The organism is Polyangiaceae bacterium (genome assembly GCA_016715885.1).
GTDB lineage: Bacteria > Myxococcota_A > Polyangia > Polyangiales > Polyangiaceae > Polyangium.
The window spans coordinates 217,123-241,746 of record JADJXL010000021.1 but is presented as its reverse complement, the minus strand read 5'-3'; the positions used below and the strand labels follow the sequence as shown (position 1 = coordinate 241,746).

At 59.1% G+C, this 24,624-nt stretch carries 17 protein-coding genes; 4 read left to right on the top strand and 13 right to left on the bottom strand.

What is annotated here, in order from left to right:
• Positions 1-12 precede the first annotated feature (12 nt).
• On the bottom strand, positions 13-3,930 hold the full coding sequence (locus tag IPM54_31980; GenBank protein ID MBK9264406.1) for a WD40 repeat domain-containing protein: 3,918 nt from the start codon (positions 3,928-3,930) through the stop codon (positions 13-15).
• Positions 3,931-4,063: 133 nt separating this feature from the next.
• Between IPM54_31980 and IPM54_31975 the strand changes: the two genes are divergently transcribed.
• The gene (locus IPM54_31975; protein MBK9264405.1) at positions 4,064-6,373 is read left to right on the top strand and encodes a helicase; all 2,310 of its coding nucleotides are present in this window, start codon (positions 4,064-4,066) and stop codon (positions 6,371-6,373) included.
• A 49-nt stretch (positions 6,374-6,422) separates the two neighbouring features.
• Here IPM54_31975 and IPM54_31970 read toward each other — a convergent pair whose 3' ends face one another.
• The 5 genes from IPM54_31970 to IPM54_31950 form a co-directional block, all read right to left on the bottom strand.
• Complete coding sequence (locus IPM54_31970) at positions 6,423-7,052, bottom strand: hemin receptor (GenBank protein ID MBK9264404.1); 630 nt, start codon at positions 7,050-7,052, stop codon at positions 6,423-6,425.
• Positions 7,053-7,237: 185 nt separating this feature from the next.
• Entirely contained in the window at positions 7,238-8,800 is a 1,563-nt protein-coding gene (locus IPM54_31965) for an acyl-CoA carboxylase subunit beta (GenBank protein ID MBK9264403.1), read from the bottom strand.
• 30 nt (positions 8,801-8,830) lie between these two features.
• Positions 8,831-9,619 carry an enoyl-CoA hydratase/isomerase family protein gene (locus IPM54_31960; GenBank protein MBK9264402.1) on the bottom strand — a complete coding sequence of 263 codons (789 nt, stop codon included), beginning with the start codon at positions 9,617-9,619 and terminating at the stop codon, positions 8,831-8,833.
• On the bottom strand, positions 9,616-10,530 hold the full coding sequence (locus IPM54_31955; GenBank protein ID MBK9264401.1) for a 3-keto-5-aminohexanoate cleavage protein: 915 nt from the start codon (positions 10,528-10,530) through the stop codon (positions 9,616-9,618). The genes IPM54_31960 and IPM54_31955 overlap by 4 nt, the downstream gene beginning before the upstream one ends.
• Positions 10,527-11,174 carry a MarR family transcriptional regulator gene (locus IPM54_31950; protein MBK9264400.1) on the bottom strand — a complete coding sequence of 216 codons (648 nt, stop codon included), beginning with the start codon at positions 11,172-11,174 and terminating at the stop codon, positions 10,527-10,529. The genes IPM54_31955 and IPM54_31950 overlap by 4 nt, the downstream gene beginning before the upstream one ends.
• Before the next feature lie 336 nt (positions 11,175-11,510).
• On the opposite strand from IPM54_31950, the gene IPM54_31945 reads away from it, so the two are divergent.
• Together IPM54_31945 and IPM54_31940 are read left to right on the top strand one after the other, a co-directional pair.
• The gene (locus IPM54_31945; protein MBK9264399.1) at positions 11,511-13,505 is read left to right on the top strand and encodes a CHAT domain-containing protein; all 1,995 of its coding nucleotides are present in this window, start codon (positions 11,511-11,513) and stop codon (positions 13,503-13,505) included.
• A gap of 16 nt (positions 13,506-13,521) precedes the next feature.
• Positions 13,522-14,190, top strand: a complete 669-nt coding sequence (locus IPM54_31940) for a hypothetical protein (GenBank protein ID MBK9264398.1) — start codon at positions 13,522-13,524, stop codon at positions 14,188-14,190.
• Here IPM54_31940 and IPM54_31935 read toward each other — a convergent pair whose 3' ends face one another.
• The 4 genes from IPM54_31935 to IPM54_31920 all read right to left on the bottom strand — a co-directional run bounded on the left by IPM54_31935 (position 14,191) and on the right by IPM54_31920 (position 18,785).
• Entirely contained in the window at positions 14,191-14,826 is a 636-nt protein-coding gene (locus IPM54_31935; protein ID MBK9264397.1) for a leucyl/phenylalanyl-tRNA--protein transferase, read from the bottom strand. It abuts the gene before it with no gap.
• Between the two features lie 74 nt (positions 14,827-14,900).
• Positions 14,901-16,109: a tetratricopeptide repeat protein gene (locus IPM54_31930; protein ID MBK9264396.1), complete on the bottom strand. Its 1,209-nt coding sequence runs from the start codon at positions 16,107-16,109 to the stop codon at positions 14,901-14,903.
• Positions 16,109-17,671, bottom strand: coding sequence for a SpoVR family protein (locus tag IPM54_31925; GenBank protein MBK9264395.1), 1,563 nt, complete (start codon positions 17,669-17,671; stop codon positions 16,109-16,111). The genes IPM54_31930 and IPM54_31925 overlap by 1 nt, the downstream gene beginning before the upstream one ends.
• A gap of 7 nt (positions 17,672-17,678) precedes the next feature.
• Entirely contained in the window at positions 17,679-18,785 is a 1,107-nt protein-coding gene (locus IPM54_31920; GenBank protein ID MBK9264394.1) for a DUF444 family protein, read from the bottom strand.
• Positions 18,786-19,027: 242 nt separating this feature from the next.
• Here IPM54_31920 and IPM54_31915 point away from each other — a divergent pair, with 242 nt between their 5' ends.
• On the top strand, positions 19,028-21,142 hold the full coding sequence (locus IPM54_31915; GenBank protein MBK9264393.1) for a hypothetical protein: 2,115 nt from the start codon (positions 19,028-19,030) through the stop codon (positions 21,140-21,142).
• A gap of 85 nt (positions 21,143-21,227) precedes the next feature.
• Here the strand turns inward: IPM54_31915 and IPM54_31910 are convergent, their stop codons facing one another.
• From IPM54_31910 to IPM54_31900, 3 genes are all read right to left on the bottom strand, one after another.
• Positions 21,228-22,556, bottom strand: a complete 1,329-nt coding sequence (locus IPM54_31910) for a flotillin family protein (protein ID MBK9264392.1) — start codon at positions 22,554-22,556, stop codon at positions 21,228-21,230.
• Entirely contained in the window at positions 22,553-23,596 is a 1,044-nt protein-coding gene (locus IPM54_31905; protein ID MBK9264391.1) for a flotillin family protein, read from the bottom strand. The genes IPM54_31910 and IPM54_31905 overlap by 4 nt, the downstream gene beginning before the upstream one ends.
• Positions 23,597-24,022: 426 nt before the next feature.
• Positions 24,023-24,607 carry an NfeD family protein gene (locus IPM54_31900; protein ID MBK9264390.1) on the bottom strand — a complete coding sequence of 195 codons (585 nt, stop codon included), beginning with the start codon at positions 24,605-24,607 and terminating at the stop codon, positions 24,023-24,025.
• Positions 24,608-24,624 lie beyond the last annotated feature (17 nt).

The window sequence follows — 24,624 nt, the reverse complement described above, 5'->3', positions numbered from 1 at the left end:
GACTTCGTCGGTTCATTGCATTTCTTCCGGTAGCAAAGAATTTGCGGGCTCTTTTCGCGTTTGGTTCGTCGAGCTTGGAGTCACGGTCGCCGCAGGTTTGTCATTCAGATCGATACGCGCCGGTTCAGCACGGTCAGCAAATATCTTGATGTCGAACAACCGATGCTTGGCGCCTCGTTGCACGTGTAGCTTTCGCACTTGGCCGATTTTTGCGACGAATACGACGACGCCGTGTTTGCGAGGCACGGAAACGCCGTCGACTTCAACCGCGGCGTCGCTGGGGATTACCACGACTTTGACGCGAACCAAGTCTCGACCCAATTCCGTCGCGGCGTAATCCTCGAGCGTGGGCGCGTGCAGGGAATAGGCGACGTCGTTGGCATCCACCGCCAGCACCGCCTGGTCGACCGGCAGATACCAAGGCATCTGATATGGGTTTTTCTTGCATGAAGCATATCGCTCGTCCGCAACGGTCGCGATTTCGTGCAAGTAGAGCATTCTGATTGCAGCCGGCAAACAATCTGCGTTGGCTCGCACGATGCGCTCGCGGAGCTTGTCGACATCGATCATCCATGTATGCATGGCGTTGTCTACGTCGAGCGTGATGATTCGGCCATCTTTGTCGAACTTGAGCACTCGGAGCGGAGCGTTTGCTTCAAACTCGATTGGTTGTTCATCGGAATCCGCCCGCCAGATGCGAATGAGGAGATCTCCGGAGTATGTCGCGACGAACTTTCCGTCGAAGCTCACGGCAATGAGCGACACGGGCCCTCCATGAAGGAGCTGTCGTGACGTCTGACCGGATTGCCAAATACGGGCCGTATGATCAGCTGATGCCGTAACGACCCGCTTTCCGTCGGGGAAAAATGCCACTGCCACCACTTCTGCCTTGTGCCCCACGAGCTCTTCGGCGATACCCGTTCCATCGGCATTCCAAATGCGCGCCGTATTGTCGAATGACGCCGTAACGACTCGTTTACCATCCGGGCTCCAAGCGCCTGCGACAAGCCAATCTCGGTGACCCGCGAGCGTGATGGGTGCACTCTTGCCATCGACCGCAAAGATCATGGCCTTGGAATCGTCGCCACCAGAAAGCACTCGCGTTGCATCGGGGCTGAACAGAGCAAATCGTGCCTCGGCTTCGTGCTGACCAAGCGTAATGGGATTCGATGGTTTGTCCAAACGAAACACACGAACGGACTTGTCGAACGATGCGGTCGTCACAGATTTGCTGTCAGGAGCGAACGACGCATGGTGCACCCAACCGCTGTGACCGGTCAAAGGAATGAAATCATCTCCGTCCTCGCGACGAAAAACGCGCGCGGTATCATCGTCGTGTGCCGTGACGATCGCCATTTCATCCACAGCGATATCCGCTTGGTGAAACGTGAAAGGACCGTGAACACCATACGCAATTTGCTCTATGGCTCGAGTACTCCAGATCTTTGCTGTTTCATCCGCCGATCGAGCCGTACCATCACCAGCAGCGGTGACGATGGCGGAAGCATCGGGACTCCACGCAATCGTGCGAACGGCGGATTCGTGCCCACGCAATGTAAAGGATGCTCCGCCCCGAATACGGAAGATGCGCGCGGTCATGTCCAGCGAGGCTGTTGCAATGAATTTACCATTCGGATGAAATGCGACTTGCGTAATCGACTGTTTATGGCCAGAAAGAACGATGGGGGGATCGCCACTACCGATACGAAGCACCTTGGCTCGATGATCTGCTGAAGCCGTTGCGACGTAATGCGCGTCCGGGCTGAATGCCAAATGATTCACGGGACCGTCGTGAACAATGGTCGCAACGATGCGGGGTTTGGCGAGGTCGATGTTCCAAATGTGGGCCGTGCCGTCGATGGAAGCGGAAGCGAGATGGACCTTGTCGGGGCTCAATGCGAGAAACGTGACAGCGGCTTCGTGTTTGCCGATTTTGACGGGTTTCGTGCGGGGCTTGTCGTCCCAGGACTGAACGAAACCATCATGCGAGGAGAAAAAAACGCGTTTTCCATCCGGATGAAAAATGGCACAATAAACCGCCGCTTTGCTGGCCTCGATTTCAACGGGAGGCATATTACCACGTGCTGGATATATACGGACGAACCCATCACGAGATGCGGTCACGACACGCGTATCGTCAGGGCTGAAATCGGCATATGTGAGCGGCCCTTTGGCCCCTTCCAAGACGACCGGAGTGCCTTTGCCGCTCGCTTCGTAAATACGTGCCGTGCCGTCCCTGGATGCTGTGAGAAAGTATTTGCCGTCGTGGCTCCATCTTGCAATCGTAATGCTATCGGCATGTTCTGATAAAACAATCGGTGCGGTTTCACCTTCGTAATCCCAAATGCGCGCGGTGCCGTCGATGGCCGCCGTGAGAATACGCTTGCCATCGGGCGAAAAGGAGGCTGTCGTCAGGGATGCGGTGTGTCCTTCGAGCGTGGAACGCAGAGCATTCCCTGCCAAAAGATCACTGGCAAGAGCCACCCAACCTCGGCGTTTTGCCGGCAACGCGACTTCCGGCAATAGCTTCATCGCCCACGTGAGTTTTCCGCGTGACGATAGCTCACGCACGCCTGACAAAATGCTAGCGTCACGGGCATCGATTTCGCTTCTTTTGGCCACCAGCGCCGCGCGATTTGCCGCTTCCTCCGCCCGCTCGGCCTTCTTTTTTTCAGCCGCTGCCCATAGGGCGCCTGCCGTAGCGCCAGCTACACCTACGAGCGAAGCGATCGTGATGAAGAAAAGCACCCGACGCTCTCTGCGCACTTTTTCGAGCGCCCTCGCTTGCTCTTCTTCGCGACGAAGACGTTCCTCTTCTCGTTCGCGAATTTGACGTTTTTCAAATACCTTGCGCGCCAGCCAATCGTGCCCAATCTCGAAATATCGCGTTCCTTGATGAGACGCAGCGTGCAAAATCGCCGCCCCTTCGAGCGCCGTGAGAATCGTTTGAAGATCCGCTGACGAAAAGTAGCGCTGAAGCTCCTTTTCCGTACGTAACGTGCGACCACCATCGCCGCTGACGAGATGATCTTCGAGCAATCGATCGGCTCGCTCGCGCAACGCGCCGAGATCCGCAAGTGTGGTTTCGAGATACCTTTGTAAAATGGGTTCAGCTTGGGCAACCTCATTGGTACTCGTCTGACCTGCAGCACGTTCTTGAAACAATGCGCGACAAACGATTTGCCCGTACGCCGATTGCGCCTCGGCATCGTCGGATTCGGGTTGCCCCGGCACGCGCACCTGCATCATGAGCGCGCGCATGTCACCCGGCGACCACGCTTGCGGCGGCACTCCAGTTGTCGCCGTTTGGCACACCGAATCGGTCAATTCGGCCACCGACAGCGGGCCCACGCGAAAACCTTGCCCGAGCACGCGGCGATGATCTCGAAGTCTGTCGCGAAAAACCCCGAGGTAATCCTCGCGCAGCGACATGACGACGCGTAGCGTGCGCAATGGCAAATCGAGAATGTCGTTCACGCAATCGAAAAATCGTTCGGTTTGTTTCGTGTCGCGGCCCGGATAAAAAAGCTGTTCGAGCTGATCGATACAAATGACGAGTATACGGGACGAACCTCGAACCGCACGCTTCAGCGAATTGAGCACGGCTTCGGGCGGCGACGAATCGGCCGATGGAGAGCCTTGCTTGAGCTCGCCATGCATCGCAATCGAAAGCCAATGCGTGGGATCCTCGCCAGGGGGCCACCCATCGAGCTGCACGACGCGCACGTCTTCGGCATCGCGCAGGTTGGGCAGCACCGAAGCTTGGATGAGCGACGATTTTCCAGACCCCGATGGACCGTGAACCACGACGGCGCGATGGACCAAAATCGCCCCTTCGAGACGCCGGGAAAGATCTTCGCGCCCGTGGAAATGGGCCCGATCGGTCGCTCGAAAAGGCTGCGGTCCTGGAAACGGGTTCTGGCTCATCATCGGCGCCAAGAAATGATGCCCGCTCTTTCTACCATGGCAGCCCGTCGGCGCGAACGGGCGAGATCACGAAAAAAACAGCCTCGAGCCTTCACTCGTGCATCCTGCCGAGGCCGCGCTAGTCTTGCGGCGGAAAATGGTCGGCGCATTGGTCACCGCGGTGCTCGGTCCAACGAACACTGGCAAGACGCACCGCGCTATCGAGCGAATGCTCGAACACGAGTCGGGGATGATCGGCTTGCCGCTTCGGCTGCTCGCACGGGAAGTCTACGACAAAGTCACGGCACGCATCGGTGAAGCTCGCGTAGCGCTGGTGACGGGCGAGGAAAAACGCATTCCCCGGCGCCCGGATTACTGGATTTGCACGACCGAAGCGATGCCCAAAGAACGAGAAGTGGACTTCGTCGCCGTCGACGAAATTCAGCTCGCCGCGCATTCGCAACGTGGTCACGTGTTCACCGAACGGCTGCTCGAGATGCGAGGAAAGCGGGAAACGTGGTTTCTCGGGGCTGCGTCGATGAAGCCGATGGTCTCGGGCCTGCTGCCGGCTGCAAAAATCGCCGAGCATCCACGCCTCAGCAAGTTGGCCTTCACCGGTTCGGACAAACTCACGCATTTGCCCGTACGTAGCGCCATCGTCGCGTTTTCCATGCAGGATGTGTACGAAGTGGCCGAACGACTGCGAGCACAGCGCGGAGGCGCCGCCGTGGTGCTCGGAGCCTTGTCGCCACGCACGCGCAATGCGCAAGTCGCCATGTTTCAAGCGGGCGACGTCGATTACATCGTGGCCACGGATGCGATTGGCATGGGGCTCAATCTGGATGTCAAGCACGTGGCATTCGCATCGATGCGAAAATTCGATGGGCGCGAAGCGCGAGAGCTCGATCCTTCCGAAATTGGACAGATTGCCGGACGCGCGGGGCGTTACACGACCGATGGCTCGTTCGGAACGCTCGCTCCGCTATCGATTCCACCGGGACTTGCGGCCGCCGTGGAAGCGCATCGTTTTCCCGCCGTGGGAAAACTCATGTGGCGAAGCAGCGATCTCGACCTCGGTTCCATCGATGGTTTGTCCGCGTCGCTGAGGCAAACGCCCACGCACCGTGCGCTGCTGCTGCAGTCGCATGCGGATGATTCGCTGGCGCTCGAACGACTTGCGCGTGATCCATGGATTCGATCACGCGCCGTCGGAAAAGAAGCAGTAAAGCTTTTATGGGACGTGTGCTGCATCCCCGACTATCGCAAACTGCTGCTCGAATCCCACGTCGCGCTGCTCGCCGAATTGTACCAGCATCTTGCAAGCGCACGCGGGACGATCGACGAACAATGGATGTCGGAACGCGTCGCGGCCATCGATGATCCGTCGGGTGACATCGACACGTTGATTTCGCGCATTCAATCGATTCGCACGTGGACCTACGTATCGCATCGGGACACGTGGATAAAACATGCGGCCGATTGGCAAGCTCGAACTGCGGCCATCGAGGATCGTCTGAGCGACGCATTGCACGAGCGGCTCGTGCAACGATTCGTCGAGAAAGGGCGGAAAGGACGGCATCATTCGATACGCATTGAACCGGCCAACAAGGCAGGGTCAAAAGAACGTATTTCCAAGCCGTACGAAAAGCTCGAAAATTGGAAAGCTTCGATTGCTGTTAAAAATGCCCCAACAAGCGCCGATACGTCATGGGTCGAGGCGGTCGTCGAGGCCAATCACACGCAACTATCGCTGGATCCCGAGGGTCGGATCGTTTTCGAGGACGGGCGCGTGCTTGGCGCGCTGGCGCGAGGAACGAGCTTGCTTTTGCCAGACGTGCGCCTCGTGGGCATGAACGAGCTTGGCGCAGGGACGCGGTCGCGGATTTCGAGGCGTTTATTGGCATTCGCCCGAGATTTGGTCGTTTATTTGCTCATGCCTTTACGCCTATGCAAGTCGGACGAATTGAGTGGCGCGGCTCGCGGAATTCTGTATCGACTCGAAGAGGGGCTCGGGACGACTCTTGCGAGAGACGCTCAGGAGCAACTGGCACAACTGACGGCGGATGACCGAGACAAACTTTCATCGGTCGGGGTCGTCTTGGGCCGAACGGTCATTTTCGTACCGGCGCTCGTGCGAGGTCATGCGCTGGTGCAGCGAGCGGCGCTGGTGCGAGCCTTCGCGGATGCCAAGGATGCGCCGGCCATACCGCGTGCATCGAGCGTTTCCTTCCCGGTAAAACGCGGCGTGAACGAGCGTTTTCATGCAGCCATGGGGTATCCGGTGTTCGGACCTCGGGCGGTGCGAGCGGATGTTGCCGAGCGTGTGTTCTCATCGATCCTGGACGAGAACGCGCCCATCCATCGTGGCAAAATCGCAGGGCTTCTCGGATGTCCTGCGCGAGACGTGAACCATGTGCTCGAGGCAGCAATAGGTTTGTCTCGAACGCACCACGAAACGTTGGAGTAGCAACGAATGACAAAAACGTGCTCGTCGAACGCGTGGATGTAACCGTTCGTTAGCTGATGATGGGAACGCGCTGAGGAGGAACCGATCCGCTACCGCCCTTCGATGAAGGCGCGGCGGAGCCGGGATACATCGACGAATGCATCGAGCTTGGCATGCGCGATCCTGGAGGTCCCGAGGGACGCGCTATGGGAGGACGGAAGTTCGGACGCTTGGTGGCTGATACATGCGCCGACGGGCGACGCGACATGGGCGTGCGAAGCGACAGAGGTGCAACTTCGTTCGCCGCGTCTTTCATGACCTTGGCGAGGATGCCGAAGACGGTCTCCCACGCCTCTTTCGCTTCAGGGGTAAACGCGTCGCCGAGGCCTTTTTGGAGCGTCCACATAAGAGCCGCTCCAACGGTGTCGTAGTGTTCGTCTCGAACGCCGTATGCGAGATGTCGCCGTCCAAGCGCCTGCACGACGGGCACGAGCGCTTCGAGGCGATCGAGCGATTGCACGGCGACTTTGAGCGTCGACATGAGTTTCTTGCCCTGGTCTTTCAGATCCCCGCGAAACAGGGGCTTCAGGGACGGATCGACCTCGAAGAGCCGGCCGTAAAACAACCCGGCTGCGACTTCCGCGATGGGAGCCACCATCTCGAATGTCTTTTGAACCAGCAACTTTTGGTCGTTGTTCATTTTTTCCTCGTGGTCAGCCCGTGTCAGAGCCGCAGAACAATGGAGCGTTCACACAAAGTCAATCTTCCGATCGAATGGCGCCCCATTACGCGCACCCCAGCCAGCGTAGCATGGAGCCGCGCCCACACGACATTCTTTTGACCTGCCGCAAGACTCCAAGCAGTTTACCGCCCGACGACGAACACTCAGACGGGAATGATACCGTGTTTCTTGTAAGGCCGTTCGATGCGCTTGTGCCTGGCAAGCTCGAGCCCCCACGCGATCGCACGACGCGTGTCGCGCGGGTCGATGATGTCATCGATGAGACCCCAGCCCGCGACCTTGGTGACGTCGATATTGCGCTGGATCATGTCGATGATTTGCTGCTTGACTTCTGGAGGCGGAGCAGCGTCACCAAAAAGTTTTCGTGCGGCGATGCCAAGCATTCCTTCCGGTCCCATCACGCTGATTTCCGCGGTCGGCCATCCGACGATGAGATCCGGCTCGTACGCACGTCCGCACATCACGTAGTACCCCGCGCCATACGCTTTGCGCACGACGACCGTCACCTTCGGAACGGTCGCGGCGCTCATGACATGCAGCATCTTCGCACCATGCCGGATGATGCCTTCATGCTCGACTTTGGACCCAATCATGAATCCGGGCACGTCTTGCAGGAACACGAGCGGGATGCCAAAGGCGTTGCAGATTTGCATGAATCGCGCGGCTTTGTCGGATGAATCGACATCGAGCACGCCGCCCATGTGGTTCGGCTGATTCGCCACGATCCCCACGCTTTGCCCACCGATACGCGCAAGACACGTGATGATCTGTCGAGCAAAACGCGGCTTGATGTCGAGGATTTCTCCGTGATCCACGATCGCCGTGACGAGCTTGTACATGTCGTACGCGCGACGCGGATTCTCGGGCAGCAGATCGAGGAGCGATTCCTCGCGACGATCCACCGGATCCGTCACCGGCAAATGCGGCGGCTGTTCTTCGCAATGCGATGGGAAATACGACAAGTATTTCTTGATTGCAAGAATACAATCCGCGTCGGTTTTGTATTCTCCATCGCCTACTCCACTTTTCGTACAATGCACCTTTGATCCGCCGAGCTCCTGCTCGGAAATGTCCTCGCCGGTCATTGCTTTGACGAGCGGTGGCCCGCCGAGCGCCATGGATCCAATGTCTTTGACCATGGGAACGAAATCGGCGAGGCCCGGGATATAGGCCGTTCCGGCGGCGCCAGGACCCACCATTGCGGCAACTTGAGGAACGACGCCGCTCATGATGACTTGTTCGCGAAAAAGGTGTCCGCTTCCGGCAAACAAGGAAATCATATCGGGGTGGGTCGAACCTGGGTCGATTCGAGCGCCCGCGGAATCGATGAACCACACCATGGGCCAGCGCCCGCGAAGCGCCATTTGGCGCAGACGCGTGACTTTTTCTTCTCCGGTGTGACCAATGCTTCCGCCCTTGACCGTGAAGTCGTACGCTGCCGAGCAAACCATTCTTCCGTCGACTTTGCCAAAGGCGCAAACGACGGCATCGGCGGCTGGTCTGTCTTTGCCGTCGGAACCTGCAGAGAGCCCCATTTGGGTGCCATGCATGCCGACCTCGAAAAACACGCCGTCGTCGAAAAATGCCGTTAGTCGCTCGCGAGCGGACAATTTTCCGCGCGAATGCTGTTTGGCAACTTTGTCGTCGCCGCCCATTTTGCGCACTTCCGCGCGGCGGGCTTCGAGGTCCTTCAAAAGCGCACGCATGTCCACGTCACACCTCTCGTTTCTATCGCGTCATTTTCCAGTCCACTTCGGTGGACGTTTTTCCAAGAATGCCATGAGGCCCTCGCGCGCATCGTCCGTGCCGAGCACGGCGCCAAGACGTCCGCGAAGGAGCGGCAATGCATCGGCAAGCGCAAGATCGGCTTGCGCTGCAAACGCTTCGAGGCCAAGGCGCACGGTGATGGGGCTCTTCGACGCGATGTTTTGCGTAATGCGCTCGATTTCGGCATCGAGCGCGTCGGCATCGACGGCTTTGCCAACGATCCCAATGGCGGCTGCAGCATCGGCGTCCATTCGTTCGCCGAAAAGCATCATTTCAATGAGGCGCCGTTGCGGCACGACCCTCGCGAGCACCGCCATGATCATCATCGGAAAGAGCCCGACATTGATTTCCGGCGTGCCCAATTTTGCATTTCGCGACGCAACGGCAAAATGACATGCCGCCACGAGCCCCAGGCCTCCGCCCATGGCATGGCCATTGACGCGAGCCACGAGCGGTTTGGGATAATTCGCAATTGCGAGCAAGAGATCGGCATAATCGCCCTTGGGAGGCAATTCCGATCCGGGGCCGGACGATGCCATTTGCGTGAAGTCCCCTCCGGCGCAAAATGCGTCCCCAGCTCCCGTGAAGACGATCGAACGAACGGAATCGTCCTTGGATGCATCTTCGAGTGCCCAAAGCAGCTCGTTGACCATCGCGGGACCAATTGCGTTTTTCTTGACCGGGTTTTTCAGCGTGATCCACAAGGCCCCATGGTTTTTCCCGGAGACCTCGATGAATCCGTATTGCCGCTCGGTCATTGCGCTGCCCCTAGCGACAGAATTTGCCGCGCCTCTTCCACGGTCGCCGGACGACGACCAACGCCACGCACGAGACGTACGGCCTGGTCGACGAGCTCGCCGTTCGATTTGGCCATCTCGCCATTCGGCAAATACAAATGGTCCTCGAGGCCGCAGCGAATGTTTCCGCCGAGCACGAGCGCCGTCGCGAGCATGCGCCATGCGCCGTGGCTAATGCCAATGACCTCCCATTCCGATCCGGCGGGCATGATTTTCGTTTGAAGCTGGAGCGATTCGACGTGCGCCGGGATGCCTCCAAGCACATTGACGATGAAGGAAAACTGTAGGGGCTTTTTCAATACGCCCATATCGAGCAGCGGCCAGATGCCGTGCGTGTGCCCCGTATCGAAACATTCGAGCTCCGGCTTCACGCCGGCGTCGTTCATCGCTTTGAGGAGCTTGATGATTTTTTCGTACGTATTGGGAAAAATCATGTCGAAATCGAAGTTTTTCCGCGCGCGCGAATACTTCGAATAATTCATGGTGCCCATGTTGAGCGCCGCGATTTCAGGCTTGCTCTCGCGAATGTACGTGCACTGCTCGGTGACGTCTTCGAGGATCGTGCCCGTGGAGAAATTGAGAATAATCGGGCAGCGCGATCGGACTTCTTCTTTGATTTTTGCAAACACTGCGGGGGAAAACGTGGGCGAGCCATCGTCGTTACGCGCGTGAATGTGGACGACCGACGCGCCCGCGTCATACGCGCGCTTGCATTCTTCGCCGATTTCAGCCGGCGTGTACGGAATGCCTGGGTTTTGACGGCGATTGGCGAGAACGCCGGTCACCGCACACGTGACGACACAAACGTCCGGATCACGCCCCTCGGCCGATTTTGGTTCACCCGTAAACGTATGCGATAGTTTTTCTTTCATGACTCCTCCACCTTCTCGACCTTTTCGCGCTCGACGTCGGGCACTTTGTCTCGCTCGACCTCGGCCCCCAAGCCCGTTGCCCCTTCGACGCGGGTGAGGACATTCTTTTGTAATTTCATGAGGATACGCAGCAGTTCGCCCACGTCGCGCTCGGGCAAACTGGTGAGCGCATTGCGGAAAATCTCGAGCGGCTCGACTTCGATCCCGCGTGCAAGCTCGCGGCCTTTGTCCGTGAGGCGAATGAACACCATGCGGCGGTCGGTGGTGCTTCGTTCGCGCCGGACGAGCCCTTCGCGCTCCATGCGGTCGATGATGCCGGTGACGGTGCTGTTTTGCGCTCGAATGCGTTCGGAGAGCGACGAAAGTGAGAGATCACCGAGCTCTTCGAGGAGTTTGATGACGGTGAGCTGAGGGCCGGTGAGGCCGAACTGGGCCGCCATGCCCTTCGTAAGCCGACGGGACTCGGTGTAGAGGTAGATGATCGTCTCGACGATCGCATCGACCTCGGTCTTGGTGTCTGGAGATAGAGCGCCCACGGATGTTTCGTGTGCGAAGCATTTGCGGAAAACGCGAGCGGTGTCAAGGGCCAAGGTTGACGCCGGGCCTGCGTTCAGAAGGTGCCAACCACTGAGGTTGCGAGCCATCGCACACAACCAAGGTGCCAGCCACTTTTGGGAGGGCGCCCCTTCAAAAGGTGCCAACCACTTTTGGGACGGGCGCCCCTTCAAAAGGTGCCAACCACTTTTGATGAAGTGAACTATCTCACACAACTAAGGTGCCAGCCACTTTTGGAACGCCCCGCCCCTCCCCCTCCAAAAGGTGCCAACCACTTTTGGAACGCCCCGCCCCTCCCCCTCCAAAAGGTGCCAACCACCTTTGCGACCGCCCCGCCCCTTCAAAAGGTGCCAACCACTTTTGGACGAGAAACGCTTGCCTTCGCCCGCCCACACGCGTGAACTGCTCGAACCAGAGGCCAGCCTGTGTGGATCGAGATCGACGTCGAAACATCCGGAGAGGACGTACGCATCCGAGGACGCGGCGGACGCGGCGAGCGCCCCCCGGCTCACACGCTCGCCGCCGAACGCGGCTTCGACGCCCTCCAATCGCTCGGCAACAAAGTGTGGCGCGCAATACGAGCCGGCAAGCCCCTCGACGCCCCCGCCCTCGAAGTCGCGCAGGCCCTTTACGGCGACGTTTTTCAGGGCGAGCTGCGCGACCTCCTAGCACGCTCGGTCGAAGCCGCGAAGGACGATCGCTTGCTCGTTCGACTCTTCCTACAAGACCGCACGCTCGCCGCCACGCCTTGGGAAGCACTCTGCAAACCCGGCACGATGGAAGGGTTTCTCGGGACAGACCCCAAGCTAGTCGTTGCTCGCGGCGTGAGCTCTTCGGAACCGTGGCAACCTCGCGAAGTTCGTGGCGCGGTCCGCGTGCTCGCCATTGCGCCCGGTGCCGAAACGACCGCCATGAACGTGCTCCGCGAAGCGCTCGCTCCATCCATCGACGCCGGCGAAATCGAATGGCTCGACCCCATCTCGGGCCCCACCATCAACGCGCGCGTTTTGTTCGACAAACTCAGACGCGGTAAAACCCCGCACGTGATCCATTTTCTCGGCCATGGCAGCGTGGATGTCGCAGGGCGCCCCGTCTTGCGCCTCGCCGATGACGACGAAGGCGAAGAAGTGTGGCTTTCGGCAGAAGCGTTTGCCCGAGAGCTCGAAGTGAGTTTTACCGAGGACCTCCGCCTCGTGATCCTCGAAGCATGTGAAGGCGCCAAGGCCGGAGCTTTCGGAAGTGCCGCAGAGCTCTTCGCAAAAGCCGGAGCCGACGCAGTCGTGGCGCATTTGTGGCCCGTCCGAGCATCGGCGGCTCAAACGTGTTCGATCGAGCTCTACCGATCGCTCACGGGCTCCGCGCAAGCTTTGGGTGACATTGGGCGAAGCGTTGCGGCCGCCAGGCGCACGCTCTTGGCGACGAGCGCCGAGGCGTTTTCACCCATTTTATTTTTGCGTGGCACGGATTCAGCCATCTTCGATTTCGAGGGACGTCGCACGACAAAACCAAGCGGCAAACGTCGTGGACGAGGGCTTGCGCCGGCGCTCGCGGGCATTCTCGAACGGCCTTATTGCATGGTGCTGGGCGATCACGACGAAGCGCGCGACACGCTTCAGCGCGAGTTATCGCAATTCATGATGGAGAACGGCGACAAACCCGAAGACGGTTTGTCTTTGAGCGCCCTCACGCAGCGATGCCTTTTGCGCTTCGGACAAGAAGTTTTACACTCTCTTTTTCAGCAAACACTGGCGACGACGCAAACGGTGCCCGTACCGCCACTCGTCGATGCCATGGCGAAAATTCTTCCCCCAGGCGTGCACGTGACGCTCCTATGGCGCCCGCACCTCGAGCGAGCCGTTGCGGAAAAACAACCGAATCGCACGATTTGGGCCATTCAACCATCCCTCGGCGGATCGAATGCAAAACCTCGAATCGTGAAACGTACTGCGGGAACGACCACGTGGAAAATGGAGCCCATCGTTCCAAAACGATTCGATACGGAAAACGACATCGTGATCATGCGGCTATATGGCGGATATTCCGCAGAACCTCGGCCCATTTTTTCGCAACCGATGCTCACCGAAGACGATCACATTCACGGGCTGCTCGGATCGACCGGACCGCAATTGCCCACTTGGATGGAAGAACTGCTCGCCAGGCCGCGTATTCACCCCGGCTTGTTCGTGGGTTTGTCGGTGCTCGATTGGCGTCATCGCATGCTTTTGCGGTGGCTGTACGATCAACGTCCAGCGCCGAAAGACAGCCTCGCAGTACTCGAACCGGGTACGGATCCCACCGAGCCAGAAATCTGGGAATCAGGTGGGGGGCTTCCGGGAACCGGTCGTATCGCTGCAATCATCGAAGATCCGGTGGAGCTTGCAGGGCTCATCGAAGCATTCGAACCCATATTGACGTCCTGACGCTCGAGGTCGCGCGATGGATGATCCTACAAGCGAACGCATTACGACGGCCGAAATGATAGAAGCCATCACGATGGCGCTCGCCAATGCGCGCTTCGAAGGAGATCCGTGCAAATGCAAAGCCGAAGAGCACCTTGCGCCGATCGAAGCGATCCTTCAGCGAATCGCCCGAGACAAAAAGGACGTCGAAAGGGCCTTGGCGCGCGAAGAAAAGGCGCTCGAAAACCTCGATCGCCAAGCGGAAGCACTCGTGCAAAGCCATGGTGAAGAAATCTGGCGCCTTTTGGGCTGTCCCGATTACGACCCCATTTACAATATTCTCTTCCCGTCCGCTGCGACCGTCGAGGCCGAAGCGCGAGCGAAAATCGAACGACTATCACTGATCGCCGATCTTTTGTCCAATCACGTTCATCCCAAAATCGATCGCGCGTACGCGACGAGTGCGAATTTGGAATTTCAAACCATCGTCGAGGATTATCAGGAGCGCATCTATCTATTATCGAAGCACCAATTCAAAAAAAGCGCGCTCGATGCATTCGAAGCGTCGGTGGCTCGCATCGGACTCCTCGAACTTGGCACGCTGCGCCGGCATCTTCGCGGCATGGGAATCGACGACTCGCTCGTCATGACCATCGTGCCGCCTCCGGTTTCGAGTCGACGAATGGGGCCCAAGAGCAGCACCTGATTACGTTGGAAAAGGCTTCAGCCCACGCGCTCGAGCCTTCGCGAGCTTGTCGAGAAAACGCTTCCGAGACAGCGTAATGGCTCCGAGCGCTTCCATGTGCGGCGTCATGACTTGAATGTCCATCCATTCACAACCCGCCTTTTCGAGCAGCGAAACCAAATGAAATAGCGCAACCTTCGATGCATTCGGTTCGAGGTGAAACATGCTCTCCGCAGAAAACACCCCATCGACACACACGCCGTAAATGCCGCCCACCAATCGCTTTTCGACATTCCACACTTCCACCGAATGCGCGTAACCCATTCGATGCAATTCCTTGTACGCCATGAGCAGCTCCGGCGTGATCCACGTCCCGTCTTGCCCCGGCCGAGGCACTTCGCCGCAAAGATCGATGATGCGATCGAATTGGGTATCGACGGTACATACGAACGAGGTTTGTCGGAGCGCTCGGCGCAAACTGCGCGGTACATGAATGAGCTTGAAATCGAGAATCGCGCGCTCCCGCGGGCAAAACCAGGGAAGAACGGACAATCCATCTATCGGCCAAGGAAAAACACCACGCCGGTAGGCTTCGACGAGCACATGCGGATCGAGCTCGCCGCCTACACCAACGATGTCGTCGATGTCGATGGTCATGGATTCAGCCCCAGCAAAGTCACCGCAATCAAGCGCCGTTCGAGCAAAAGGTCAAGGAGAACTCATTGCAACCTTCACGGTTTGTCCTTCCGACCCGCCCCTTCCGATTGCTCGATCGCCAAAAGCTCGTCGATCACCGCCTTCACGCGCGGATCGGCAGGATCAATCGCGAGCGCCTTGTCGTACGCTTCGCGCGCAGAAGCAAACTTGCGCTGCTTCGCAAACACATTTCCCAGGTTGATCCACGCGCTCACGAGACGCTCGTCGAGCGCCAACGCTTCGCGGTAGATCACCATCGCCCGATCGAGCTCCCCCTTCTGCGCAAAAGCGTACCCCAAGTTCGATCGATACGTCGCTCGCCGCGGATCACGCCTCACCGCATCGAGCAAACACACGACGGCTCGATCCGTTTCACCAAGCGTCAAGAGCGCCGTTCCAAGGTCGTTTTGAATGCGTGCATCCCCCGGAGCAAGCTCGGCCGCCCGCTCGAATGCCCGCGCAGCCTCGGCACTCTTGCCCGCCGTGAGAAGCGCGGTTCCGAGGTTTTTGAAGCGCACGGCCGAGGTGGATTCGAGCCCCGCCGCGACTTCGAATTCACGCGCCGCCGGCTCGATGTTGCCCGTCCCGAGCAGCGCTACGCCAAACGCCGAATGCGCCTCGGTATCGCTCGGAGCTAGTTCGATAGCCTTGCGAAGCACGGCCGAAGCCTCGTCCACACGCCCCAAAACGAGCAGCGTTCGCCCGAGCTCGACACGCGCGGGGGCAAACTTTCCATCGAGACGCACGGCGCGCTCGAGGTCCTTCACGGCTTGTTCGAGCCCCGGATGACCCGGCGCTGCAGCGATGTCGACCGGAGCGCGTTCGGCGGACAAACGAGCTCGAACGAGCCCGACGATCGGCGCTGCATCCTTCGGGGCCAACGTCGCGGCTTTTTGATAAGCCTTTTGAGCAGCAACGAAATCCGCGCGGCGATAGGCATCGTCTCCTTCGACGAGCGCACGATCGGCCGCTTGCCCGGAACCTCGCGCGAGCGCCTGAAAAGGCGCGGGATCCGATGCTTTGACGTCGGTCACTGGCGCATCGAGAGGCACGCCCGACCCAACGGACGGTGGCGGATCCGAAGCTGGGAGTGGAAGCGGCGCTGTGACCAGAGGGTTTGGCGCGGCTGAAACGGAGGCGTTTGGTGGCGGAAACGGAGCGGTTTGTCCTGATGTACCCGAGCATGCGCTGGCGAGCGCAAGGAGGCTCACGAGCAGCGGGGGGGATAGATGTGACGGGAGCATCAGGGTTTATGAGGGGACACGGAATGTTCCTTGCCGTCGTAACGAAGCACGACGTGTTTGCCGTCCATCTTCGTCGCGACGAGCGCGGGGCGTTTCCAGCAGCGAACGATGGCTGCAAGCGTTTCACGTGCGTAATCGGCGCGCAAATCCATTCCGCTGTGCTGGTGCTCGAGCAGCAGCTCACCGCGATTGCCGTAGTTGGCATCGACGACGCGAATGTAGGGGTCGCCGAAGTTCGTCAATGAAAACAGAAGCTTTTCCTTGACTTCCTTGAAGGCGCGGCTCTCGATTTCGAGGCGATCATTTCGGCCGGAATATCCGAACGTATAAAGCTTTTGATCTCGAACGAATTCGGGCGTGAGAAATTCGTCGATGAACGTGACGTCATTGTAGAGCGCACGAACTTGAAAGATTTTCTTGCGGCCAAGCCCGAGGCGCATGTCCCAATCGCGTTTCGCATCGAGGTCGCTGCATTCTTCCCATTCGCGCCCGAAGCGCCCCTTGTCCCAACGTTCTTCGATGTATCGGAAAAGCTCCACACCGAGCTTGTACGGATTCAGCCTGCCCGGAGCGGTGGCCATGACGCCGGCGTTGTTGTCGGCGTAATCGATGATTTCCGACGCATCGAGGATCTTTTCGGTGAGGATTTTGGAATGCCAATAGGCAGCCCAACCCTCGTTCATGATCTTGGTTTGTCTTTGCGGAACAAAGTAATATGCTTCGTCCCGGAGAACCTCGAGAACATCACGCTCCCACCTATCGAGCGGCGCATGATCCAAGAGGAATTCGAGCACGTCGCGCTTGGGCTGTTCCGGAACACGTCGTTCGGGCCGGTCTTTCGCGAGCTGCTTCTTTTTCGCCTCGATGTATTCCTCGGGATTGATGAACGACTCCATGTACTCTTTGGCGCGCAGCCGCGGAACTTCGACGGGTGTTTCGGCGTCGTCTTCGCCAACCTTCCGCGCCGAGGTTTTGCCGCTGAAGGGCTGCCAGGGATCGACGAGGTTTTCGAGCGACAGGCATTTGTCGATGAATTCTTCGACGCGATTGATGCCGTGCCGTTCGATGTGTCTGGCAATGCGAGCTCCATGATTGGCCATCTTGTCGATCCATTTCCTGTCGGGATCGTAAGAACCGACGCGACGGACCGGATCGATGATGTTGCCACGCTGGTCGAGGTCGGTGGAGCGAAAACAGAAATTGTTTTTGAAAAAGTCCACGTGCCCATACACGTGGGCCATGACCAATTTTTGGTCGGTGAGCGAATTACCTTCGAGCAGGTACGCGTAGGAGGGATTGTTGTTGATGACCATCTCGTAAATTTTCGAGAGGCCATATTCGTAACTCTTCGAGAGTTGCTCGTATTCCATACCGAACCGCCAATGGGGATACCGGCTCGGGAAACCGCCATACGCAGCGACTTCGTTCATTTGGTCGTAATTCAGGATTTCGAACACGACGGGAAAAAAATCGAGGCCGTACTCGCGTGCAGCCGCTTCGACGCGCTCCTGCGTTTCTCGGAGGTAACGTGGCAATGCGGTATTGAGGGCGAATTTGCTCATATGCCCGTCACTTGCCCTTTCCGAGGAAGTCTTTGATGCTGCCCACGATGGCATCTTTGTCGCGAATTTCGCTGGTCACGACGCGTTCGTCCTTGGGAAAATGCTCACGCAAGTCCTTGATGAATTGCCCCGAGCCATAAGGACTTTCGACTTGGCCGTAGGCGAACATGTTCGACCGCGGCAAAAGGCGATTGCGCAAAATGTCGACACAGGAAAGCGTGTCGTCCATGGACCAATTGTCGCCGTCGGAGAAGTGGAATGGATAGATATTCCATTCTTCGAAGGGATAGTCGGCATCGATGATTTGAGCACAAAGCTTGTAAGCACTCGAAATCATCGTGCCGCCGGATTCGCGCGTATGGAAAAACGTCTCGCGATCGACCTCGCGCGCGACGGCATCGTGAATGATGAAGCGCGATTCGAGCCCTTTGTATTGCTTGGTGAGCCACGCATCGATCCAAAATGATTCGATACGGACGATTTCCTTTTGCTCGTCCCCCATCGAGCCCGAAACGTCCATCATGTAAATGATGACGGCATTGGCGACGGGTTCGGTGACGGTTTTCCACGACCGATATCGCTTGTCGTCCGGAACGGGAACGACGACCGGTTTGTCGTGCTCGAACGTCCCGCTGGCGATCATGCGCTTCAGCGCTTCGCGATAGGTGCGGCGGAAATGCCTGAGCGACTCCGGACCGACGCGACGAATTCCGGAATATCGATCATGGGCATTCGAAATTTTGCTTTTGCCCTTGTCCTGAATGTCGGGAAGCTCGAGTTCTTCACCCAAGATGGCAGCAAGCTCGTCGAGCGTGACGTCGACTTCGAGAATGTGTTCACCGGCGTCGCTGCCCGCGCGTCCTTCACCGGCCTGCGATTCGTCGGGCTGCAGCGGATCGCCCGGATTGCCATCCCCCTGCCCTACGCCGCCTCGCTGTTTGTCCCCGAAGCGGAAGCGAGGAATGTCGATTTGGGGGATGGGAATCGAAACGAGGTCTTTGCCCTTGCGCCCGATGAGCTCGCCTTGCGAAATGTACTTGCGGAGATTCTGACGAATCCTGCCGCGCACGATTTGGCGAAAGCGGCCGTGGTCTTGGTCGATCTTCAGCGACACGCGTGAAGTGTAGCAGATTCGTCCCTTGCGCCCGCTGCATAGGTCAATAACGAGTTCTTGCACTGCGCACGGACTTGGCCGGCAGCAAACGGCAGAGCAATCGGACATGATGGCCGGCACGACAAATGCGCGACGCTGAAAAATCGGGCGCAGATCGGGCGGGGCGGCCTCGAGTGTCGCAGGCGGATGGCGGATCTCCCGGAATTGGACGATCGGGACGACTTCCGTGTTACGTTCGGGTCATGCAACAACCCGCTTATCGGGCTTCTTTTCTATGGTTTGTCCTGGGCATGGCGCTCGCCGCATGTGGCGGACGTGCCGAACTGCTTGGGTTCGATGACAGCCTGGGGAGCGGGGGCGCTGGGGGCCAAGGTGGCGGTCCTTCGTGTTTGCCTGCTGGAACAGCATGCGTAACCGACGCGCAGTGCTGCGCGGGAACGGCTTGCGAAGACGGTGTGTGCCGGCCCGGCGCGTGCAATCCGGGCGGAGATTTCTGCACCGCAAACTCGGACTGCTGCAGCAATTCGTGCATCGATGGCGTCTGCGAAACCGGCGAGTGTCAGCCCGACGGCACGACATGCGTGTCGAACGGGCAATGTTGCAGCGCCGTATGCAACGACGGAGTTTGCGGCGTCGGTCAGTGCCAGCCCGATGGCTTCGGCTGCACGGACGCGTCGCAGTGTTGCAGCGCGTCTTGTGTGAATGGCATCTGCGGATTCGGAATGTGCCAGCCCGATGGCCTTCCGTGCATGGATTCCATCGAATGCTGTAGCGGCATCTGTAACGACTTCACGTGCGGAATTGGGCCGTGTCTGCCGGATGGATTCGAGTGCAGTCAACCCTTCCAGTGTTGCAGCGGCGCTTGCAACAACGGCGTTTGCGGCTTCGGGATGTGTTTCCCGGACGGCTTCAAGTGCGGCGCGCCGTTCGAGTGTTGCAGCGGGATCTGCAACAACAACATCTGCGGCGGCGGCATGTGCTTCCCGGATGGGGCCATGTGCGGCTCGCCGGTCGACTGTTGCAGCGGCAGTTGCAACAACGGCATCTGCGGCGGCGGCATGTGTCAGCTCGACGGACAGCCCTGCATGGCGCCATTCCAATGTTGCAGTGGTTTGTGCACCAACAACATCTGCGGCCCGGGCTCGTGCAACCCAACTGGTTCGTCTTGCTCGGACAATACGCAATGTTGTTCGCAAAAGTGCTCGAACGGAGCGTGCATCGATCCGTGCTCGCACGATGTTTGCGACATCGGTGGACCGCTGTCACCGAGCTGCGGCCCATGTGCTGCGTCGATCTGCATGACGGATCCGTTCTGCTGCAACACGTCGTGGGATGGTTTGTGTGTCAACGAAGTGAGCACGATCTGCGGACAAACCTGCGGCATGTGCTCGCCTGATGGAGCCATGTGCTCAGGCGACGACCAATGCTGCTCGCAGGTCTGCAACGCGGGAGGCACGTGTGGCGCGCAGTGCTTGCCGAGCGGATCGATGTGCAGCACGGGCGCCGATTGCTGCTCGGGTCAGTGCAACGGCAACATCTGCGACGGTCCTGTTTGTTTGCCCGATGGCAACGCGTGCAAGGTCGCGAGCGATTGCTGCTCGGGCCAGTGCAACGGCAACGTGTGCGGACCGCCCATGTGCAAGCCCGACGGGCAGGCATGCATGCTCGCGGGCGAATGCTGTTCGGCGCAGTGCAACGCTGGCAAGTGCGGACCCGTGATGTGCAAGCCCGACGGGCAAACGTGCAACACGGCGAGCGAATGCTGCACGGCTCAGTGCAACGGCGGCATCTGCGGCCCGCCGGTGTGCAAGCCCGACGGGCAAACATGCAACACGGCAAGCGAATGCTGCACGGCTCAGTGCAACGGTGGGATCTGCGGCCCGCCGATGTGCCAACCGGACGGCAATGCATGCATGGCCGCAAGTGATTGCTGCTCGAACAAGTGCGTCGATGGCATTTGCGGCTGCAAACCGAATGGTGCGACGTGCGTTGGATTCGCCGACTGCTGCACGGGCGTATGCAACAACGGCATCTGCGGCACGGCGTGCAAGCCGAACGGTCAGCCGTGCATGACGGCGTCCGAATGCTGCACCGGCGCGTGCACGACGGGCATCTGCGGCACGGCAAACTGCCCGTCCGACGGTTCGTCCTGCCAAAACTGCCTGCAGCAGAGCTGCTGCCAGCAATTCGCAGCGTGCCAAGCGCAAGCAAACTGCATGCAAAAGGTCGACTGCTTCCTCAACTGCGTCGCCGGCGGCGGCAGCCTACCTCTGTGCTTCGGTCAGTGCGCATTGACGAACGCCGCCACGAGCCTCTTGCTCTGCGCTGGCCAGAACTGCTCGGGGAATTGCCCGTAACGGTTTGATACCGGTCCATGGCTTGGACGTCCGCTTCGCGCGCGTAAGACGCGCGTGAAGCGAGCGTCCAAGCTGTGGCTAGGTTTCAGGAAGATCGACGCGGAGCAGACTTTGGCTTCGTTGGAACAGCAACGATTGGCGGCGCAGGAGGGGCGCCCGACGTTGCAGGAAGCGCGGTCACCGCAGGTGTCGTGCCAAAACGGCCCACGATCTCGGTGAGGTCGACACCCGTCGCCGCGCGAAGCTGCTCGTTCAACGCAATCGCTTTCTGTGCAAACGATCCGTCTCCCGAGGGCAACACCGAGAACGTACCGATCTTCATCGGAACACGCGCCCCGGCAATGTGCGGAAGCAGCGGCATCATTTGCTGAAGCGCCAACAGATCGAGCGCACCCGGACCTGCCTTGCGAATCTCTTCGACGAGGCGATGCAATGCTTCGGCTTCCGCCTTGCCAAGCTCGACGATCTTCGCCGCTTCACCTCGCGCCTGTTCTTCGAGGTTACGACGCTCGGCATCATGAGGCTGGATGACGTCGGCCTGAAGCTGACGCTCGACCTGCAATGCACGTGCTTTCTGTCGGTTGATCTCGGCTTTGACCTGCGCGATTTGCGCGAGCACCTGACCGCGCGATTCCTGGATCATGGCTTCGCGACGCGACAGAGCATCCTGCTTGCGACGTTCGGTTTCCTGGCGAGCAATCGCAAGATCAGCATCGATCTTCGCCACCTCGCTCTTCGCCCAGTTTTCCGCCTTCTGCTTCGCCGCCTCGGCCTGCGTCCGCGCCTCCACGATGCTCGCTTCCATGCGGACCTTGGCACCTCGAATGCGACCAATGGAGTTCAAGTAGTTGGCATCGTCGGTGACGTTCTGAATCTTCAACGTATCGAGCACCAAACCCATGCGTTGCATGTCGTGCTCGGCTTCTTCGAGAAGTTTGTCCGCGAACGCAGTTTTGTCCTGATTGACTTGCTCGGGCGTGAGCTGGGCGAGAACGCCACGCACGTTTCCTTCGAGCGTTTCGCGCGCAATGTCTGCGATTTCAGCACGTGACTTGCCGAGAAAACGCTCGACGGCATTCGAAAGCCGAGGCTCTTCGCCAGGAAGCTTTACGTGCGCAACCCCTTGAACGTTGAGCGGAATGCCGCCCTTCGAGTAGGCGCCTTTGACCGCGATCTCGACAGGAATGTTGCTGAGATCCATCCGATCGACGCGTTCGAGCAGCGGAATGCGAACCGCACGGCCACCGCGCACCGATCGATAACCAACATCGCGATTCGCCGTCGGATGCGTACCGCCTGACAAGACGAGCACTTCGTTGGGTGAGCTGACGAGGAGAAGGTTCTTGAGCGTGTAGACGACGAAACCGACTACGACGGTCGCCGTCAGCGCAAGCACCATGACGATGCCGATCATGCGGACCTCCCTTCCCCGCTGAGAATGTTTTGAATGTCGATGCCCATGGCGCGCGTCGTTTCATCGAGCACGCGAGCTACGGCGGCGGGATAACTGGCAATGAGCGCGTTGTACGCTTCGACGTCGGACCCGGCGACGACGTTGACTTGACCGATCTGCGTTTGCGCAACGCGCGACGCAGCCGCCGTGATGAGCTGCCTTAGCTGCTGCAATACGTACGCGTCTTTTGCCAAAGGCCCGGCCCCAGCCCACTCCTGCGCAACGAGGCGCAGTGCTTCCGCCGTCGCTTTGCCGTTTTCGACCGTAGGAGCAGCTTCGCCGCGCGCCTTGAGCTCTTGCGCTTTGCGGTTTGCTTCGGCAGGAAGAATGACGTCGCAATGCAAACGCAACTTCTCGAGGTCGCCGCGTAACGACTGCAACTCCTGTTCGGCCATCGCGCGCTCTGTTTCCGCTGCGATCTCGGCCTCGTTTTCGAGCTGCTTGGCCTCGGCTTCGAGCTTGGCGATTTCTCCGCGGTAGTTGTTGCGTACCTGCGCAATGACCGTCTCTGCCTGTTTCGTCGCGGTCTCAGCGGTTTGTCGCGCCGCCGCTTGCGCTTCCGCGACAGCCTGATTCGCCGCGTTCTCGGCATTCGCCGCGTCACGCAACATCGTCGCGATCCGCCCACGACCGAGATTTGCCAAGTAATGCTGATCGTCTGCCACGTGCTGCACCTTCAGCACGTCGAGCTCGAGGCCGAGTTTGTCGAAGTCGTCTCGCGCATTGTCCACGAGCGTCTCGGCAAACTTCAAGCGATCCTCGTTCACCTCTTCCGGCGTGAGCTGCGAGATGACCTCGCGCAATACGCCTTCGAGCGTCTGCTGCGCAGCAATCGCGATCTGCTCGTTGGAAATCCCAAGAAATCGTTCGACGGCGTTACGCACACCGGTGTCGCTGCTGGCGACTTTCACGTTCGCAATCGCATGCACGCTGAGCGGGATTCCACCCTTCGAGTACGCGTTGTGCACCTGCACCTCGACCGGGAACAGCCGCATGTCCATGCGACTGACGGTCTCCGAGGAACGGCAAGCGTACGCCTCGACCACCGTGAAGGATCTTGTATCCACTCACGGTTCCATCCGGCAAAACATGCTTGCGACCGCTAAAAACGAGGATCTCGTTGGGGCGACAAATGAAGAGAAATTGCCGCAAGATCAGGACGATGATGCCGAAGAGGACAATGACGCCGCCTGCGGCAAAGAGCACGAGGATGGCCTGATCCATGTCGGGCGCCCCTTCGATCGGCAATGCTGCCGACGATCGTGGGCGCCGCTGCGCGTCGATCGACGCAAAGAGGACGCTGCCGAGAAGTGTGTACGACATGCGCCGAGACTACCAGGCAATGGGGCAACCAGCGGATCAGTCCTGGGAAAGTTTCGTGCGCGACGCGATGCAGTTGCACCTCGTCCCCAAGCGACGCCAACTCGTTACAGAAGCTCGGTCGGAGACTTCGACACCCGAGCCGTGTTGCCATCGATCTCTTCCACGATGACCTGCTCGCCTCGCGCAATGTCTTCGCCGTCGGTTTTCGCAATCAAGTCCACGCTTTGACCTTGAAGGACAACGCGGATCTGACCTGTCTTTTGCTTGCCCACTGGAACGAGCACTCGACCGACCGTGCCCGTCGCCTGCGTCACGTCCGCCGTCGTGGAAACCGATGAACGCATCACATACCTGAACGCAAGACTCGCAAAGAGCCCCGCCCCGAGGCCCGATGCCACGGCCAGCGCGAAGACGACGAGCGGCGTCGCGAGCGCCAAGAAGTGAAGCAACGAACCCGACATTCCAAAGCCGAGCGACGCGAAGATCCAAAATCGCAGCGACAGAAAAAACGCTACGAAGTCAAACGATCCACCGACCCCTTTGCCAATGGCGTCGTCGACTGCCAGAGGCTTGCCGGCCGCGTCGCCCTGGCCCCCAACATCATCGCCGCCTCCCTTGCCACCCATGGCGGCTTGAAGACCCAGGATTCCAAGCCCCACGACGAACGCGAACAGATAAACGAGACCCATCGACGCTTAGGATACCC

Coding starts and splice junctions, on each gene's coding strand:
- IPM54_31975 (MBK9264405.1), top strand. CDS start 4,064: ATGGTCGGCGCATTGGTCACCGCGGTGCTCGGTCCAACGAACACTGGC.
- IPM54_31955 (MBK9264401.1), bottom strand. CDS start 10,530: ATGAAAGAAAAACTATCGCATACGTTTACGGGTGAACCAAAATCGGCC.
- IPM54_31980 (MBK9264406.1), bottom strand. CDS start 3,930: ATGATGAGCCAGAACCCGTTTCCAGGACCGCAGCCTTTTCGAGCGACC.
- IPM54_31905 (MBK9264391.1), bottom strand. CDS start 23,596: ATGGACATGCGGCTGTTCCCGGTCGAGGTGCAGGTGCACAACGCGTAC.
- IPM54_31900 (MBK9264390.1), bottom strand. CDS start 24,607: ATGGGTCTCGTTTATCTGTTCGCGTTCGTCGTGGGGCTTGGAATCCTG.
- IPM54_31960 (MBK9264402.1), bottom strand. CDS start 9,619: ATGACCGAGCGGCAATACGGATTCATCGAGGTCTCCGGGAAAAACCAT.
- IPM54_31940 (MBK9264398.1), top strand. CDS start 13,522: ATGGATGATCCTACAAGCGAACGCATTACGACGGCCGAAATGATAGAA.
- IPM54_31925 (MBK9264395.1), bottom strand. CDS start 17,671: ATGAGCAAATTCGCCCTCAATACCGCATTGCCACGTTACCTCCGAGAA.
- IPM54_31935 (MBK9264397.1), bottom strand. CDS start 14,826: ATGACCATCGACATCGACGACATCGTTGGTGTAGGCGGCGAGCTCGAT.
- IPM54_31950 (MBK9264400.1), bottom strand. CDS start 11,174: ATGGCTCGCAACCTCAGTGGTTGGCACCTTCTGAACGCAGGCCCGGCG.
- IPM54_31910 (MBK9264392.1), bottom strand. CDS start 22,556: ATGATCGGCATCGTCATGGTGCTTGCGCTGACGGCGACCGTCGTAGTC.
- IPM54_31915 (MBK9264393.1), top strand. CDS start 19,028: ATGCAACAACCCGCTTATCGGGCTTCTTTTCTATGGTTTGTCCTGGGC.
- IPM54_31970 (MBK9264404.1), bottom strand. CDS start 7,052: ATGAACAACGACCAAAAGTTGCTGGTTCAAAAGACATTCGAGATGGTG.
- IPM54_31930 (MBK9264396.1), bottom strand. CDS start 16,109: ATGCTCCCGTCACATCTATCCCCCCCGCTGCTCGTGAGCCTCCTTGCG.
- IPM54_31965 (MBK9264403.1), bottom strand. CDS start 8,800: ATGCGTGCGCTTTTGAAGGACCTCGAAGCCCGCCGCGCGGAAGTGCGC.